Annotated in this window: 15 protein-coding genes; 11 read left to right on the forward strand and 4 right to left on the reverse strand. The window is 71.7% G+C overall.

Annotated elements, in window-relative coordinates:
• The first annotated feature begins 148 nt into the window (after nt 1-148).
• Entirely contained in the window at nt 149-1,435 is a 1,287-nt protein-coding gene (locus C8E97_RS04240) for an MFS transporter (RefSeq protein ID WP_121001831.1), read from the forward strand.
• Here C8E97_RS04240 and C8E97_RS04245 read toward each other — a convergent pair.
• Both C8E97_RS04245 and C8E97_RS04250 read right to left on the reverse strand, forming a co-directional pair.
• A complete protein-coding gene (locus tag C8E97_RS04245; RefSeq protein WP_211346905.1) occupies nt 1,383-1,547 on the reverse strand; it encodes a DUF397 domain-containing protein in 165 nt (54 codons plus the stop codon). The two genes, C8E97_RS04240 and C8E97_RS04245, sit on opposite strands and share 53 nt — an antisense overlap.
• A gap of 12 nt (nt 1,548-1,559) precedes the next feature.
• On the reverse strand, nt 1,560-2,402 hold the full coding sequence (locus tag C8E97_RS04250) for a helix-turn-helix domain-containing protein (protein WP_121001833.1): 843 nt from the start codon (nt 2,400-2,402) through the stop codon (nt 1,560-1,562).
• Between the two features lie 93 nt (nt 2,403-2,495).
• Here C8E97_RS04250 and C8E97_RS04255 point away from each other — a divergent pair, with 93 nt between their 5' ends.
• From C8E97_RS04255 to C8E97_RS04270, 4 genes are all read left to right on the forward strand, one after another.
• On the forward strand, nt 2,496-2,738 hold the full coding sequence (locus C8E97_RS04255) for a hypothetical protein (protein WP_121001835.1): 243 nt from the start codon (nt 2,496-2,498) through the stop codon (nt 2,736-2,738).
• A 71-nt stretch (nt 2,739-2,809) separates the two neighbouring features.
• Nucleotides 2,810-4,192, forward strand: coding sequence for an APC family permease (locus C8E97_RS04260; protein ID WP_121001837.1), 1,383 nt, complete (start codon nt 2,810-2,812; stop codon nt 4,190-4,192).
• Between the two features lie 24 nt (nt 4,193-4,216).
• Complete coding sequence (locus tag C8E97_RS04265; RefSeq protein WP_121001839.1) at nt 4,217-5,089, forward strand: aldose 1-epimerase family protein; 873 nt, start codon at nt 4,217-4,219, stop codon at nt 5,087-5,089.
• 19 nt (nt 5,090-5,108) lie between these two features.
• Nucleotides 5,109-6,302 carry an amidohydrolase gene (locus tag C8E97_RS04270; protein ID WP_121001841.1) on the forward strand — a complete coding sequence of 398 codons (1,194 nt, stop codon included), beginning with the start codon at nt 5,109-5,111 and terminating at the stop codon, nt 6,300-6,302.
• A 12-nt stretch (nt 6,303-6,314) separates the two neighbouring features.
• Here the strand turns inward: C8E97_RS04270 and C8E97_RS04275 are convergent, their stop codons facing one another.
• Both C8E97_RS04275 and C8E97_RS04280 read right to left on the reverse strand, forming a co-directional pair.
• Entirely contained in the window at nt 6,315-6,617 is a 303-nt protein-coding gene (locus tag C8E97_RS04275; protein WP_121001843.1) for a hypothetical protein, read from the reverse strand.
• A gap of 28 nt (nt 6,618-6,645) precedes the next feature.
• A complete protein-coding gene (locus tag C8E97_RS04280) occupies nt 6,646-7,788 on the reverse strand; it encodes an acyl-CoA dehydrogenase family protein (protein ID WP_121001845.1) in 1,143 nt (380 codons plus the stop codon).
• Between the two features lie 110 nt (nt 7,789-7,898).
• Between C8E97_RS04280 and C8E97_RS04285 the strand changes: the two genes are divergently transcribed.
• From C8E97_RS04285 to C8E97_RS04310, 6 genes are all read left to right on the forward strand, one after another.
• Nucleotides 7,899-8,495 (forward strand): TetR/AcrR family transcriptional regulator, encoded by a 597-nt coding sequence (locus tag C8E97_RS04285; RefSeq protein WP_121001847.1) that lies wholly within the window; start codon nt 7,899-7,901, stop codon nt 8,493-8,495.
• On the forward strand, nt 8,492-9,430 hold the full coding sequence (locus C8E97_RS04290) for a carbohydrate kinase family protein (RefSeq protein ID WP_121001849.1): 939 nt from the start codon (nt 8,492-8,494) through the stop codon (nt 9,428-9,430). The genes C8E97_RS04285 and C8E97_RS04290 overlap by 4 nt, the downstream gene beginning before the upstream one ends.
• 273 nt (nt 9,431-9,703) lie before the next feature.
• On the forward strand, nt 9,704-11,017 hold the full coding sequence (locus C8E97_RS04295) for a citrate synthase (RefSeq protein ID WP_121001851.1): 1,314 nt from the start codon (nt 9,704-9,706) through the stop codon (nt 11,015-11,017).
• 99 nt (nt 11,018-11,116) lie between these two features.
• A complete protein-coding gene (locus C8E97_RS04300) occupies nt 11,117-11,800 on the forward strand; it encodes a deoxyribodipyrimidine photo-lyase (RefSeq protein WP_121001853.1) in 684 nt (227 codons plus the stop codon).
• A gap of 79 nt (nt 11,801-11,879) precedes the next feature.
• The gene (locus C8E97_RS04305) at nt 11,880-12,371 is read left to right on the forward strand and encodes a SigE family RNA polymerase sigma factor (protein WP_121001855.1); all 492 of its coding nucleotides are present in this window, start codon (nt 11,880-11,882) and stop codon (nt 12,369-12,371) included.
• Complete coding sequence (locus tag C8E97_RS04310) at nt 12,368-13,159, forward strand: hypothetical protein (RefSeq protein ID WP_121001857.1); 792 nt, start codon at nt 12,368-12,370, stop codon at nt 13,157-13,159. The genes C8E97_RS04305 and C8E97_RS04310 overlap by 4 nt, the downstream gene beginning before the upstream one ends.
• Nucleotides 13,160-13,169: the final 10 nt, after the last annotated feature.

The raw sequence follows: 13,169 nt of genomic DNA on the forward strand, positions 1-13,169 counted from the left end.
CGCTCCGACGTCGTGCGGGCCCGGCGGCTCCGGTCGCCGGGCCCGACCGCGCCGGGCCCGACCGCGCCGTGGACGTGCGAGCCGTGGACGTGCCGGCAGTGGTCCACGTCTCGGTGAACGAGCTGTTAGTTGTCGTACGCTAACTGGAGTGAAAAGCCTGCTCGGCAAGGTAGCGATCGACACCCGCCCGTTGCGGATCAAGGCGTTCCGCCGGCTCTGGTTGTCCACCGTGATCACGGCCGTGGGCAGTCAGTTGACCGCCGTCGCGGTGCCCAAGCAGGTGTACGACGTCACCGGCTCGTCCGGGTGGGTCGGCGTCGCGGCGGGCGTCGCGCTGGTGCCGCTGCTGGTGTTCGGGCTGTGGGGCGGCGCGGTCGCCGACGTCGTGGACCGGCGCAAGCTGCTGGTCGTGACCAACGCGGGCATCGCCGTCACGTCGGTGCTGCTGTGGTTGCAGGCGGCGTTCGACACCCGGTCGGTGTGGGTCGTGATCGCGCTCCTCGGCCTCCAGCAGGTGTTCTTCGCCGCGAACTCACCGGCCCGCACGGCGTCGATCGCGCGCCTCGTGCCCGAGGACCAGATCCCGGCCGCCGTCGCGCTCAACTCCACGGTGATGATGTTCGGCGGCGTGTTCGGCCCGATGCTGGCCGGCGCGCTGATGCCGGTGGTCGGCCTGTCGACGCTGTACCTGGTCGACGCGGTGGCGCTGACGCTGACCATCTGGGCGGTGTGGAAGCTGCCGCCCCTGCCGCCGCTCGACGGGGTGTCCCGCCGGCCCGCGCTGGCCGACGTGGTCGACGGCTTCCGGTACCTGGCGTTGCAGAAGGTGCTGCTCGCGTCGTTCCTGCTGGACATCATCGCGATGGTGTTCGGGATGCCGCGCGCGTTGTTCCCGGAGATGGCCGAGGAGACCTTCGGCGACCCGGTCGGCGGCGGCCTGGCGCTCGGGTGGCTGTTCGCGGCCATCCCGCTGGGGGCGATGGTGTGCGGGCTGGCGTCGGGCTGGACGTCGAGGGTCCACCGGCACGGCGTCGGCGTGGTCGTCTCGATCGTGGCGTGGGGCCTGGCGATGGTCGGGTTCGGCATGTCGCACGCGCTCTGGTTGGCGGTCGTGTTCCTGGCGATCGGCGGCGCGGCGGACATGATCAGCATGGTGTTCCGCAGCGCGATCCTCCAGTCGGCGGCGACGGACGAGATGCGCGGGCGGATGCAGGGCGTGTTCATCGTCGTGGTGGCGGGCGGGCCGCGGTTGGCGGACCTGCTGCACGGGACGACCGGCGCGGTCGTGGGCGCGGGGGCCGCCACCGCCTGGGGCGGTGTCGCGGTGGTCGTGGCGACGGTGCTGGCGGTGGTGGCGATCCCGTCGTTCTGGCGTTACCGGTTCAGCGTCGGGTCTGTCGGAGGAAGCGTGCCCACGAAGCAGCCGGCAGGCTGATCGTCGGGCTGGGGTTCTTGGAGTCGCGGGCCAGCACGTGGTCGGCGTGGTGCGCCACCTCGACGCAGTTGGCGGAACTGGCACTGCGAGAACTCTTGCGCCACAGGGTCATGCACCCATGATTTCATGTCAGGTGTTTCAGGAACTCGACCGTTTCCGCAGGTGTGAGAGCGAGTTCGCGGAGTGATGCCCAAGTGGACTCGAAGACCTCGATCTGCTCGGGCTCGTCGAGGAAGAGGCTGGAGACCTTGTTCTCCAGCAGGACCAGGCTTGCTTCCTCGTCGTACTCCAGGATCACGAACCCGCCGGTCATCGCTGCGTGCAGTTCGACGTCCGAGGGCAGCACCTGAACGGTGACGTTCGGCAGTTCGGCGGTGTCCAGGAGGTGTCGGATCTGACGCGCATGGGCTCCAGGCCCGCCGAACCGCCGCCCCACCGCGCTTTGCTCGATGATGACGTGCAACTTCAGCGGGTTGGCCCGGTGCAACATCCCCTGGCGTGCCATCCTGCTCGCGACCAGAGCCTCGACCTCGTCGGCGGTGAGGCCGTGCCCGGTCACTTGGATGATCGAGGCCGCGTATTCGGTGGTCTGCAACAGACCTGGGATCATCATCGGCTCGTAGAAGAGCAGGCCATTGGCCTCCTCCTCGAAGTCGGCCCAGGTCTGCCAGTCTTCTCCCGGCAGGTTGGTGTTGTTGATGCGCAGCAGCCCTCGCTGCTCGGCGTGCCGGGCGAGGTCCAGCAGGTAGACCCGCTGCTGCTTGGTGACGTTGTAGAAGTCGAGCAGCTTCTCGACCTCGTCCAGGTAGATGCCGCTGTCGGCGCTCTCGACGCGGCTGATCTTGCTGGCGGACATGTCGACCGCCTTCGCGACGTCGGCACCGGTGAGGCCGGTGGCGCGGCGCAGCTTGCGGAGGGTGACTGCGAGTCGGCGTGAGCGGACGGACGGTCCGGCGCGGCGTGCCATGTCCTCACGTTAGGACTGTGCGCAACTAGTCGACAGCATGGTCACTCGATCGTGTAATTGAGTAAGTGAACGCAAGCTTGCGATTATTCCCCCATGAACCAAGAGCGGATCATCAAGGTGGACGAGCCGAGGCGTGACTGGGTGTTGCGGTGCGAAGGGGCCGCGAAGAGGGTGTTCGAGCTGGGCGTGAGCCGGGGGACGGTCGAAGTCCACCTGCCGGTGGGCGTCGACTGCATCCGGCTCGAACTCCAGCAGATCGTGGACTTCAGGTCCGCCCTGGACGAGGCCATCGAGCGGGCCGAGGCGGACCTCCGGGCCGGGCTCGCGGCGGGCTGAACCTCAAGGCTTGCCCAAGCCCCGTCGATCCGACTACCCCGGCCTGGTGTGATCCGGCACACTCATCCGGCATGGCGGAACCGACGAGCGCACCGGCGCAACCGGAACTGAACCGGGCCATCGGCCCGAAGTTGCTGCTGTTCTTCGTGGTCGGCGACATCCTCGGCACCGGGATCTACGCCCTGACGGGCAACGTGGCCGGCAAGATCGGCGGCGCGCTGTGGCTGCCGTTCCTGATCGCCTTCGTCGTCGCGTTCCTGACGGCGTTCAGCTACCTCGAACTCGTCGGCAAGTACCCGCGGGCGGCCGGCGCGGCCCTGTACACCAACCGCGCGTTCAAGATCCAGTTCCTCACGTTCATGGTCGCGTTCGCGGTGATGAGCTCCGGCATCACCTCCGCCTCGTCGGCCGCGCTCGCGTTCGGCAAGACCTACCTCCAATCCGTCATCAAGGAGTTCTTCTCCGACACGTTCACGGTGTCGGCGACCCTGGTCGCGGTCCTGTTCATCGCCGGGCTCGCGGTGGTCAACTTCCGGGGCGTGTCCGAGTCGGTCAAGGCGAACGTCGTCCTGACCTGCATCGAGCTGTCCGGCCTGGTGATCATCATCGCGATCGGGGTGTACGCGATCGCGGCCGGCGACGGCGACACCGCCCGGCTGACGCAGGTGGACCCGGCGCCCGGCCAGTCGGCCCTGGTCGCCATCACCTCGGCGACGGCGCTGGCGTTCTTCGCGATGGTCGGGTTCGAGGACTCCGTGAACATGGCCGAGGAGACCCGCGACCCGGTGCGGATCTTCCCGCGCGCCATGCTGTGGGGCATGGGCATCGCCGCCCTGATCTACGTGCTCGTGGCGGTCACGTCGTCGCTGCTGATCCCGGCCGACGAGCTGGCGACGGCGGGCAGCTCGGCGCTGCTGCGCGTGGTGCAGGTGGGCGCGCCCGGCTTCCCGCTGTGGGTGTTCTCGCTGATCGGCCTGTTCGCGGTCATCAACTCGGCGCTGATCAACATGCTGATGGCGAGCCGGCTGGTCTACGGCATGTCGCGGGAGCGGATCATCCCGAAGGTGTTCGGGACCGTGCACCCGTTCCGGCGGACGCCGTGGATCTCGATCGTGTTCACCAGCGGGGTGGCGATCATCCTCGTGTCCACCGCCGACATCGCCAAGCTGGGCGGCACGACGGCGTTGCTGCTGCTGGTGGTGTTCACCATCGTCAACGTCGCGGTCCTGGTGCTGCGCAAGGAGAAGGTCGGGCACCGGCACTTCCGCGCGCCCACCTGGGTGCCGGTGCTCGGCGCGCTCACCTGCGCGTACCTGGCGAGCCCGCTGTCCGGCCGGCCCGCCGACGACTACCTGATCGCCCTCTACCTGCTCGGCGCGGGCCTGGTGCTGTGGTTGATCAACCGGTTGGTGCACGGCAAGGTCGAGTTCGACGCCGAGAAGCTGTCGAAGTAGCGCCGGCGCGGGAGGATGACGACCATGCTGGAGATCGCCCGCGGCGCGGCGCGCGCCGTCGTCACCGCGGACGGCGCGGGGCTGAAGTCGTTCGAGGTCGGCGGCGTGCCCTACGTCGAGACCTACGACGCCGAGCCGCCGATGGGCAGTGGCGCGGTGCTGGTGCCGTGGCCCAACCGCACCGCCGGCGGCCGGTGGGTGCTGGACGGCGTCGAGCAGCGGTTGGCGATCACCGAGCCCGAGCGCGGCAACGCGATCCACGGGCTGGTCCGGCGCGTCGCGTGGACCGTGGTCGAGCACACCGGGTCGCGGGTGTCGCTGGAGGCGCCCGTCGCCGGGGCCGGGTGGCCGGTGGAGCTGACGACCTCCGTCACCTACGCGTTGGACGACCACGGGCTGACCGTGTCCCACGGCGTGCGCAACGCGGGGTCGGCGCGCACGCCGTTCGGGGTCGGCGCGCACCCGTACCCGCGTGCCGGGCTGTCGTCCACCGACGAGTCGGCGCTGTCGCTCGCGGCGACGACCGTGCTCCCGCTGGACCGCGCGACGATGATCCCGTCCGGCCCGGCGGTGCCGGTGACCGGCGAGGACGACTTCCGCGTGGCGCGCCTGCTGGCGGACGTCCGGCTCGACACCCCGTTCGGCGGCTGCGAACCGGTGGACGGGCTGGTGCGGCACGTGCTGCGCGGTCCGGGCGGCGCGGTGGAGGTGTGGGCCGACCCGGACTTCCGGTGGGTGCAGGTCTACACGCCCGACGACTACCCCGGACGCGGTCGGGCGGTCGCGGTCGAGCCGATGACGTGCCCGCCGGACGCGTTGAACTCGGGCGTCGACCTGCTGTGGCTGGAGCCCGGCGAGTCGTGGGCGGGCCGGTGGGGTTTGCGCCCGCTGGCCTAGGTTGTTAGCGTCGCTAACTATGAACGTCGCGATCACGGGTGGCCACGTCGTCCCGGTGGCCGGTGAGCCCGTCGAGGGTGGCACGGTCCTGATCAGGGACGGGCGGATCGTCGCGGTCGGCGCGGACGTGGCGGTGCCGGACGACGTGCCGGTCGTGTCCGCCGAGGGCGCGTGGGTCCTGCCCGGATTCGTGGAGGCGCACGGCCACCTCGGCGTCCACGAGGAGGGCGAGGGCTGGGCGGGTCAGGACACCAACGAGATGACCGACCCCAACGGCGCGCGGCTGCGCGCCCTGGACGCCATCAACCCCGCCGACACCGGGTTCGCGGACGCGCTGGCCGGCGGCGTCACCACGGCCGTGATCAAGCCGGGCTCCGGCAACGTGATCGGCGGCCGGACCGTCGCCGTGAAGTGCTGGGGCCGGACGGTGGACGAGATGCTCGTCCGCGAGCCGGTCAGCGTGAAGAGCGCGCTCGGCGAGAACCCCAAGCGGGTCTACGGCGAGCAGAAGAAGATCCCGTCGACGCGCCAGGGCGTCGCGGCGGTGATCCGGGACGCGTTCACCAGGGCGCAGGACTACGCGGAGCGGAAGGCGGCGGCCGACGGCCCGTTCGAGCGGGACAACACGCTGGAGGTGCTGTCGCGCGTGCTGGACGGCTCGCTGCCGTGGTGCCAGCACTGCCACCGCGCCGACGACATCGCGACGGCGCTGCGGCTGGCCGAGGAGTTCGGGTACCGGCTCGTCGTCAACCACGGCACCGAGGGCCACCTCGTCGCGGACCTGCTGGCGGAGCGCGGCGTCCCGGTGATCGTCGGCCCGCTGTTCACCACGCGGTCGAAGGTCGAGCTGCGGTCCCGCTCGCTGCGGACGCCGGGCGTGCTGGCGCGGGCGGGCGTCGAGATCGCGATCACCACCGACCACCCGGTGGTGCCGATCAACTTCCTGGTGCACCAGGCGACCCTGGCCGTGAAGGAGGGGCTGGACCGGGACGTCGCGCTGGCGTCGATCACCGCCAACCCGGCCCGCATCATGGGCCTGGACGACCGGGTCGGCTCGCTGCGCCCCGGCCTGGACGGCGACGTGGTGATCTGGTCCGGCGACCCGCTGGACGTGATGAGCCGCGCGTTGCGGGTGTTCGTGCAGGGGCGCGAGGTCTACCGGTACGCCGACGGCGAGGGCGTCGTGACCGACCCGTTCTACCGGGAGCCCTGACCGCGGCGCGGTTCACCGGTCCCGTTCGTCGGACTCGGCGTTCCCGTCCACCGACCCGATCTGGATGGCGGGCCCGTGGACCACCGAGTTCTCGATCGTGTTGGTGACGGTGCGCCCGGACGCGGGCGGTCCGGCGGGCGGTTGTTCCCGCCGCGCCGGGCGGCGCAGGCCGACGAGCGACACCGCCAGCCCCGCGACGCCGGCGCACGCGCCGACCACGCTCGCCACCTGGTCGGCCCGCTCCAGGCCGACCAGCGCGACCCCGACGCCCACCGCCACGAGGAGCAGGCCACCCGCCGCCCAGAGCCACCGCATGGCACCGAGTATCCACGGGCGAGGGGTGTCAGCGGCGCAGGTCGCGACCGATCACCACGCGCTGGATCTGGTTGGTGCCCTCGAATATCTGGAGCACCTTGGCCTCCCGCAGGTACCGCTCCACCGGGAAGTCCCGCGTGTACCCCGCGCCGCCCAGCACCTGGACGGCGTCCGTGGTGACCTTCATGGCGGCGTCGGTGCACACCAGCTTGGAGATGGCCGCCTGACGGGTGAACGGCAACCCCCGGTCACGCCGACGGGCCGCGGCCAAGTAGGTGGCGCGGGCCGATTCGACGGCCGCCGCCATGTCCGCGAGCAGGAACTCCAAGCCCTGGAAGTCGATGATCGCGCGGCCGAACTGCGTGCGCTGCTTGGCGTACGCCACCGCCTCGTCCAGCGCCGCCTGGGCCAGGCCGACGGCGCAGGCCGAGATGCCGAGCCGCCCGGAGTCCAAAGCGGACAGCGCGATCCGCAGCCCGTCGCCCTCCTCGCCGATGCGGCGGTCGCGGTCGATCTCGACGCCGTCGAACACGAGCTGGGCGGTGGGCGAGCCGGTGAGGCCCATCTTCCGCTCCGGCGTGGCGGCGGTCAGGCCCTCGGCGCGGCCGGGCGCGAGGAAGCAGCTGATGCCCTTGCTCCCGGTGTCCGCCGTGCGGGCCATGAGGGTGTAGAAGTCGGCCACGCCGGCGTGCGTGATCCACGCCTTGGTGCCGTTGACGACGTACCGGTCGCCAGTCGGCACGGCGCGGGTGGACAGCGCGCCCGCGTCGGACCCGGCGTGGGACTCGGACAGGGCGTAACCGCCGAGCAGGTCGCCGCCCAGGATCTCGGGGAGCAGGCGCTCGCGCTGCTCGTCGGTGCCGAACGCCGCCAGGGCGTAGCTCGACATCACGTGCACCGAGAGGCCGACGCCGACGGTCATCCACGCGGACGCGACCTCCTCCAGCGCCTGGAGGTACACCTCGTACGGCTGCTCGCCGCCGCCGAACCGCTCCGGGTACGGCAGGCCCAGCAGGCCGCTCTTGCCCAGCAGGCGGAACGCGTCCCTCGGGAAGCGCCCGTGCTCCTCGGCCTCGGCCGCGTGCGGCGCGAGTTCGTCGCGGGCGATCTCGCGCACGAGCGCGAGCAGGTCCTCGGCTTCGGTGGTGGGCAGCAGGCGCTCGGCGGGCATCGTCGACCTCCGGGACGGGCTGATCCGTCGGCTAGGTGGGGACCGTACTGTGTGGAGTACTCTAGGACGTACCACAGTACTGCCGCCAGGGAGTGTGACACAGTTTCGCCATGACCTCGATCGCGCACAGGCCGCTCACGCCCCGGCAGGTCGACCTGCTCGGCAGGCTGGAGGCGCTGGTGCTCGCCGAGGGGTTCGCGCACTTCACCCTGGACGACCTCGCCGCGCGCCTGCACTGCTCGAAGTCGACCCTGTACGCGCTCGCGGCCAGCAAGGAGCAGCTCGCCGTCCGGGTCGTCGGCCGGTACTTCAAGGGCGCGGCCGAGCGCATCGAGCAGCGCGTGGCGGGGATCAAGGACGTGCGCGCCCGCGTCGGCGCGTACCTCGCGGGCGCGGCGGAGGAGCTGCGCCGCGCGTCCGCCCAGTTCATCGCGGACGTGTCGGCCTTCGCGCCGACCCGCTCCACCTACGAGCGCAACGCGCGGGCCGCCGCCGAGCGCATCCGCTCGTTCATCCAGGAGGGCGTGCGGGACGGCGTGTTCCGGGAGGTCCACGCGACCCTCGTCGCCGAGATGGCGGGGCTGCTCATCGAGGGCATCCAGACCGGTGTCCTGACCCGTCGGGCCGCGGTGTCCGACGCCGAGGCGTTCACCGCACTGGGTGAACTCCTGCTCGACGGACTGCGGAGGGAGCGGAGCGAGGCATGATCGTCGTCGCGGGAGAGGCGCTGGTCGACCTTGTGCCCACGGCCGGGGGCGCCCTCGTGCCGCGTCCGGGCGGCGGGCCGTACAACGTGGCCGTCGCCGCCGGGCGGCTGGGCGCGCCGGTGGCCTTCCTGTCGCGGGTGTCCGCGGACCTGTTCGGCGACCGCCTCGTGGAGCGGCTGCGCGCCGCGGGCGTCGGCACCGACCTGGTCCAGCGCGGCCCGGAGCCCACCACGCTGGCCGTGGTGGGGCTCGCCGACGACGGGTCCGCGCGGTACTCGTTCTACGTCGAGGGCACGGCCGACCGGCTGGTCGCCGACCCCGGACCGCTGCCGCCGACCGTGCGCGCCGTGTCGTTCGGCACGCTGTCGCTGGTTTTGGAGCCGGGCGCGAGCACGTACGAGCGCGTGCTGCGGCGCGAGGCCGAGCGGGGCGCGCTGACGGCGCTCGACCCGAACGTCCGACCCGACCTGATCCGCGACCCCGCGGCCTACCGCGCGCGGTACGCCTCGTGGCTGCCGCACGTCGGCCTGCTCAAGCTCTCCGTCGACGACGCGCGCTGGCTCGCCGAGCTGCCGCCCGACGCGCCCGAGGACGCGGTGCTCGACGTCGTCCGCGACTGGCGGGCCGCCGGGCCGGCGGCCGTCGTGCTCACCCTCGGTAGCGCCGGGCTGGCCGTGCTCACCGGCGGTGACGAGGTGATACGCGTCCCACCGGTGCCCGTCGACGTGGTCGACACCATCGGCGCGGGCGACACCGTGCAGGGCGCGCTGCTGGCGTGGCTGCACGACCGCGACGCGCTGTCCGCCGAGGCCGTCCGCGGTCTCGACCGTGCCGAGTGGACGCGAGCGCTGACCCGTGCGGGCGAGGCGGCGGCCCTTACCTGCTCGCGTGCCGGAGCGGAACCCCCGTTCGGGAACGAACTGGGGATGACCTAGCTCTCACCCGGTGTGAGGTGGAGAAACACGGCGAACGGGCTACGGTGGTGGGTGCACGCTAGCCACCGTGCATCCGCGTGTGATGCCGGTCCCATCTCGCAGAATCGGTTCACGCCGCGGCTGTCGAGCGGGTTGGCCGCCGACTAGCGTGGCACAACTGACAGGACCCCAACGGGGTGGTGCTGTGTGGTGCGGGACGCCCCGCGTCCGCGCGCCGGCGAGTGCGAGAGACCCGCACGCGGCCACCCCGCCCTAGCGTGAGAGGGACTCTGAATGCCCGACGCGACGACTGCGCCGAACGACACCCGTACCGTCGCGCTGCGCCATCAGGGCGGAGAGCACGAGATGAAGGTAGTACCGGCCACCGAGGGTGCGCCCGGTATCGATCTCGGCAAGCTCCTGGCCAACACCGGCCTGGTCACCCTGGACAGCGGTTTCGTCAACACCGCTTCCTGTTCGTCCGAGATCACCTACATCGACGGTGACGCGGGGATCCTGCGCTACCGCGGCTACCCGATCGAACAGCTCGCCCAGCGCTCGAACTTCATCGAGGTCAGCTACCTGCTCATCTACGGCGAGCTGCCGACGCAGGCGCAACTGGACGAGTTCTCGTCCAAGATCAGCCGACACACCCTGCTGCACGAGGACCTGAAGCGGTTCTTCGACGGCTTCCCGCGCGACGCGCACCCGATGCCGGTGCTGTCCTCCGCGGTGTCCGCGCTGTCCACGTTCTACCAGGACAGCCTGAGCCCGTTCGACGCCCGCCAGGTGGAGATCTCCACCATCCGGCTGCTGGCCAAGGTGCCGACCATCGCGGCCTACGCCTACAAGAAGTCCGTCGGCCAGCCGTTCCTCTACCCCGACAACTCGCTCGGCCTGGTGGAGAACTTCCTGCGCATGACGTTCGGCTTCCCGGCCGAGCCCTACGACGTGGACCCGGACCTGGTCCGCGCGCTCGACCTGCTGTTCGTGCTGCACGCCGACCACGAGCAGAACTGCTCGACCTCCACCGTCCGGTTGGTCGGCTCGTCCGAGGCCAACCTGTTCGCGTCCATCTCGGCCGGCATCAACGCCCTGTTCGGCCCGCTGCACGGCGGCGCGAACAGCGCGGTGCTGGAGATGCTGGAGAAGATCAAGGCCGAGGGCGGCGACGTCGCCGCGTTCGTGCGCAAGGTCAAGAACAAGGAGGACGGCGTCCGCCTGATGGGCTTCGGCCACCGGGTCTACAAGAACTACGACCCGCGCGCCGCGATCATCAAGAAGACGGCCGACGAGATCCTGGGCAAGCTCGGCGCGGACGACGAGCTGCTGGAGATCGCCAAGAAGCTTGAGGAGACCGCGCTCGCGGACGACTACTTCGTGTCGCGCAAGCTGTACCCGAACGTGGACTTCTACACCGGTCTGATCTACCGGGCGATGGGCTTCCCGACGAAGTTCTTCACCGTCCTGTTCGCACTGGGCCGCCTGCCGGGCTGGATCGCGCACTGGCGCGAGATGATCCAGGACCCGGCCACGAAGATCGGCCGCCCGCGGCAGATCTACGTCGGCTCCCCGGAGCGCGACTTCGTGCCGGTCGAGCAGCGCTGACCAACGACGGACCCCAAGGCCCGCGCCACCCCGGTGGCGCGGGCCTTCCGTCTTCCCGCCCGTCGTGCGGCGCGGTCCGGGTGCTCCTGGGGCCGGCCCGTGGACTCCGCGACCGTCGTCTGGTTCCGCCGCGACCTGCGGGTCGCCGACCACCCCGCGCTGGCGGCGGCCGGCCGGGCCGCGCGCGGGCCGGCCCTGTTCGTCCTGGACCCCAGGCTGCCGGCGGTCGCGGGCAGGTCGCGGGTGGAGTTCCTGCTCCGGTGCCTGCGGACGCTGGACGACCGGCTCGGCGGTCGGCTGATGGTGGTGTCCGGCGATCCCGTGGACGTGGTGCCCGAGGTCGCGCGATCCGTTGGCGCGTCGTCGGTCCACGTGTCGGCGGACGCCGGACCCTATGGGCGGCAACGGGACGCGGCCGTCTGGGCGGAGGTCGAACTCGTGCGGGTCGGCTCGCCGTACGCGGTGACGCCCGGCCGGGTGGTCAAGGCGGACGGGACGCCCTACCGGGTGTTCACGCCGTTCCGCCGGGCGTGGGCGGACCGCGGGTGGCGGGCGCCCGCCGGCACCGATGAGTCCACTGTGGACTGGATGCGGCCGGGTGGGACCGAGGCGCTGCCGGACGTCGCGCCGCTGGAGGACGCGGCCGAGCTGTGGGCGCGGTTCCGCGACGAACGGCTGCCCGACCACGCCCGTGACCGCGACCGGCCCGACCTGGACCGCACGAGCCGGCTGTCGGCGTACCCGCGCTGGGGCGTGCTGCACCCCCGCACCGGCGGCCGTTGAGTGATCGGATGCAACGAATGGGGTCGCTTCCGCATTAGGGGTGCGAAATCGAGGTCGAGTCGACGAGCGGGAGTGGCCGATGGAGTTCGCGGAGTACGTGGCGAGGCAACGTCCCGCGCTGATGCGGTTCGCCACGGTCCTGACCTGCCGGACGTGGCTCGCCGAGGACCTGGTGAGCGACGTGCTGGGCCGGGCGTTCGAGCGCTGGGAACGGATCTCGGGGATGGCCGAGCCGAACGCCTACGTGCGGCGGATGGTCGTCAACGAGTACCTGTCCTGGCGCAGGAGGCTGACCCGCACGTCACCGCGCGCCGAGGTCGAGCCGGTGGTGACCTCCGACGGCGCGACCGAGCGGGCCGAGCGGGACGCGATGATCCGCCGCCTCGCCCGCCTGCCGAGGAAGCAGCGCGCGGCCGTGGTGCTGCGCTACTACGCGGGCCTGTCCGACCGGGAGATCGCCACCCAGCTGGGGTGCCGGGAACCGACCGTGCGCAGCCAGATCCACCGGGCGCTCAACGCCCTGCGCATCGACCTCACCGCCGGCGCCCCCGACTTCCAGGAGACCTCATGAGCGACCTGCGCACCCTCCACGATGCCTTCGCCGAGCTGGAGCGGCGCGCCGACGCCGCGGGCACGGCCCCGGTCGCGGGCACGGCCCCGGTCGCCCGGCCGCGCCGGGCCGTGCGGCTGGTGCCCGTCGCGGCCACCGCCGCCGCGGTGGCGGGCCTGGTCGCGGGTGCGGTGTGGCTGGTGCCGGGCGACCCCGGCACGCACGCCGCCGACCCGCCGACCACCTCGTCGTCGACCGCACCACCCACGACCGGGGCGCGCAACCCGGTCCTCCCCTCGCCGGACGACCTGATCGCCCGGTTCAGGGCGGTGCTCGGCGACACCGCGACGTTCGAGGTGTCCGGCAAGACCACCGTGCCGGGTGCTTCCCCGTCCCGGCAACCGGGGACGGGATCGGTCGTGACACCGCTGGAGGACCCGAACGGCAGCCCGCTCGTCAACGGCACCCTGACCTCCGCGGGCGTCACCGGGAGCTTCGCCCTGATGATCCTTCGCGCGGATGCCGAGCCCGACCAGTGGTGCGCCCTGTCCGGCACGGAGGACTGCGCCGTCGGCACGCTGCCCGACGGCTCCCGGCTGGCGTCCGGGACCGGGCGGGCGGCCCCCGGCGCGGTGTCGCACATGGCGGCCCTCAAGCGGCCCGACGGGTCGTTGGTCGTCATGAACGTCGGCAACCAGGAGGACCCCCGTGGCGCCGCGGTCCACTCGCCGGGCGGTCGGATCTACTCGCCGCAGCCACCGCTGACCCTCGACCAGGTGAAGGCGATCGTCACCTCCGACAAGTGGTGACGGTGTTCGC

The organism is Saccharothrix australiensis, assembly GCF_003634935.1.
In the GTDB taxonomy this organism is placed as follows: Bacteria; Actinomycetota; Actinomycetes; order Mycobacteriales; family Pseudonocardiaceae; genus Actinosynnema; species Actinosynnema australiense.

What these genes read in the sequence shown, in the direction of transcription:
- C8E97_RS04245 (WP_211346905.1), bottom strand. Translation starts at nt 1,547, where the DNA reads ATGACCCTGTGGCGCAAGAGTTCTCGCAGTGCCAGTTCCGCCAACTGC.
- C8E97_RS04250 (WP_121001833.1), bottom strand. Translation starts at nt 2,402, where the DNA reads ATGGCACGCCGCGCCGGACCGTCCGTCCGCTCACGCCGACTCGCAGTC.
- C8E97_RS04255 (WP_121001835.1), top strand. Translation starts at nt 2,496, where the DNA reads ATGAACCAAGAGCGGATCATCAAGGTGGACGAGCCGAGGCGTGACTGG.
- C8E97_RS04260 (WP_121001837.1), top strand. Translation starts at nt 2,810, where the DNA reads ATGGCGGAACCGACGAGCGCACCGGCGCAACCGGAACTGAACCGGGCC.
- C8E97_RS04265 (WP_121001839.1), top strand. Translation starts at nt 4,217, where the DNA reads ATGCTGGAGATCGCCCGCGGCGCGGCGCGCGCCGTCGTCACCGCGGAC.
- C8E97_RS04270 (WP_121001841.1), top strand. Translation starts at nt 5,109, where the DNA reads ATGAACGTCGCGATCACGGGTGGCCACGTCGTCCCGGTGGCCGGTGAG.
- C8E97_RS04275 (WP_121001843.1), bottom strand. Translation starts at nt 6,617, where the DNA reads ATGCGGTGGCTCTGGGCGGCGGGTGGCCTGCTCCTCGTGGCGGTGGGC.
- C8E97_RS04280 (WP_121001845.1), bottom strand. Translation starts at nt 7,788, where the DNA reads ATGCCCGCCGAGCGCCTGCTGCCCACCACCGAAGCCGAGGACCTGCTC.
- C8E97_RS04285 (WP_121001847.1), top strand. Translation starts at nt 7,899, where the DNA reads ATGACCTCGATCGCGCACAGGCCGCTCACGCCCCGGCAGGTCGACCTG.
- C8E97_RS04290 (WP_121001849.1), top strand. Translation starts at nt 8,492, where the DNA reads ATGATCGTCGTCGCGGGAGAGGCGCTGGTCGACCTTGTGCCCACGGCC.
- C8E97_RS04295 (WP_121001851.1), top strand. Translation starts at nt 9,704, where the DNA reads ATGCCCGACGCGACGACTGCGCCGAACGACACCCGTACCGTCGCGCTG.
- C8E97_RS04305 (WP_121001855.1), top strand. Translation starts at nt 11,880, where the DNA reads ATGGAGTTCGCGGAGTACGTGGCGAGGCAACGTCCCGCGCTGATGCGG.
- C8E97_RS04310 (WP_121001857.1), top strand. Translation starts at nt 12,368, where the DNA reads ATGAGCGACCTGCGCACCCTCCACGATGCCTTCGCCGAGCTGGAGCGG.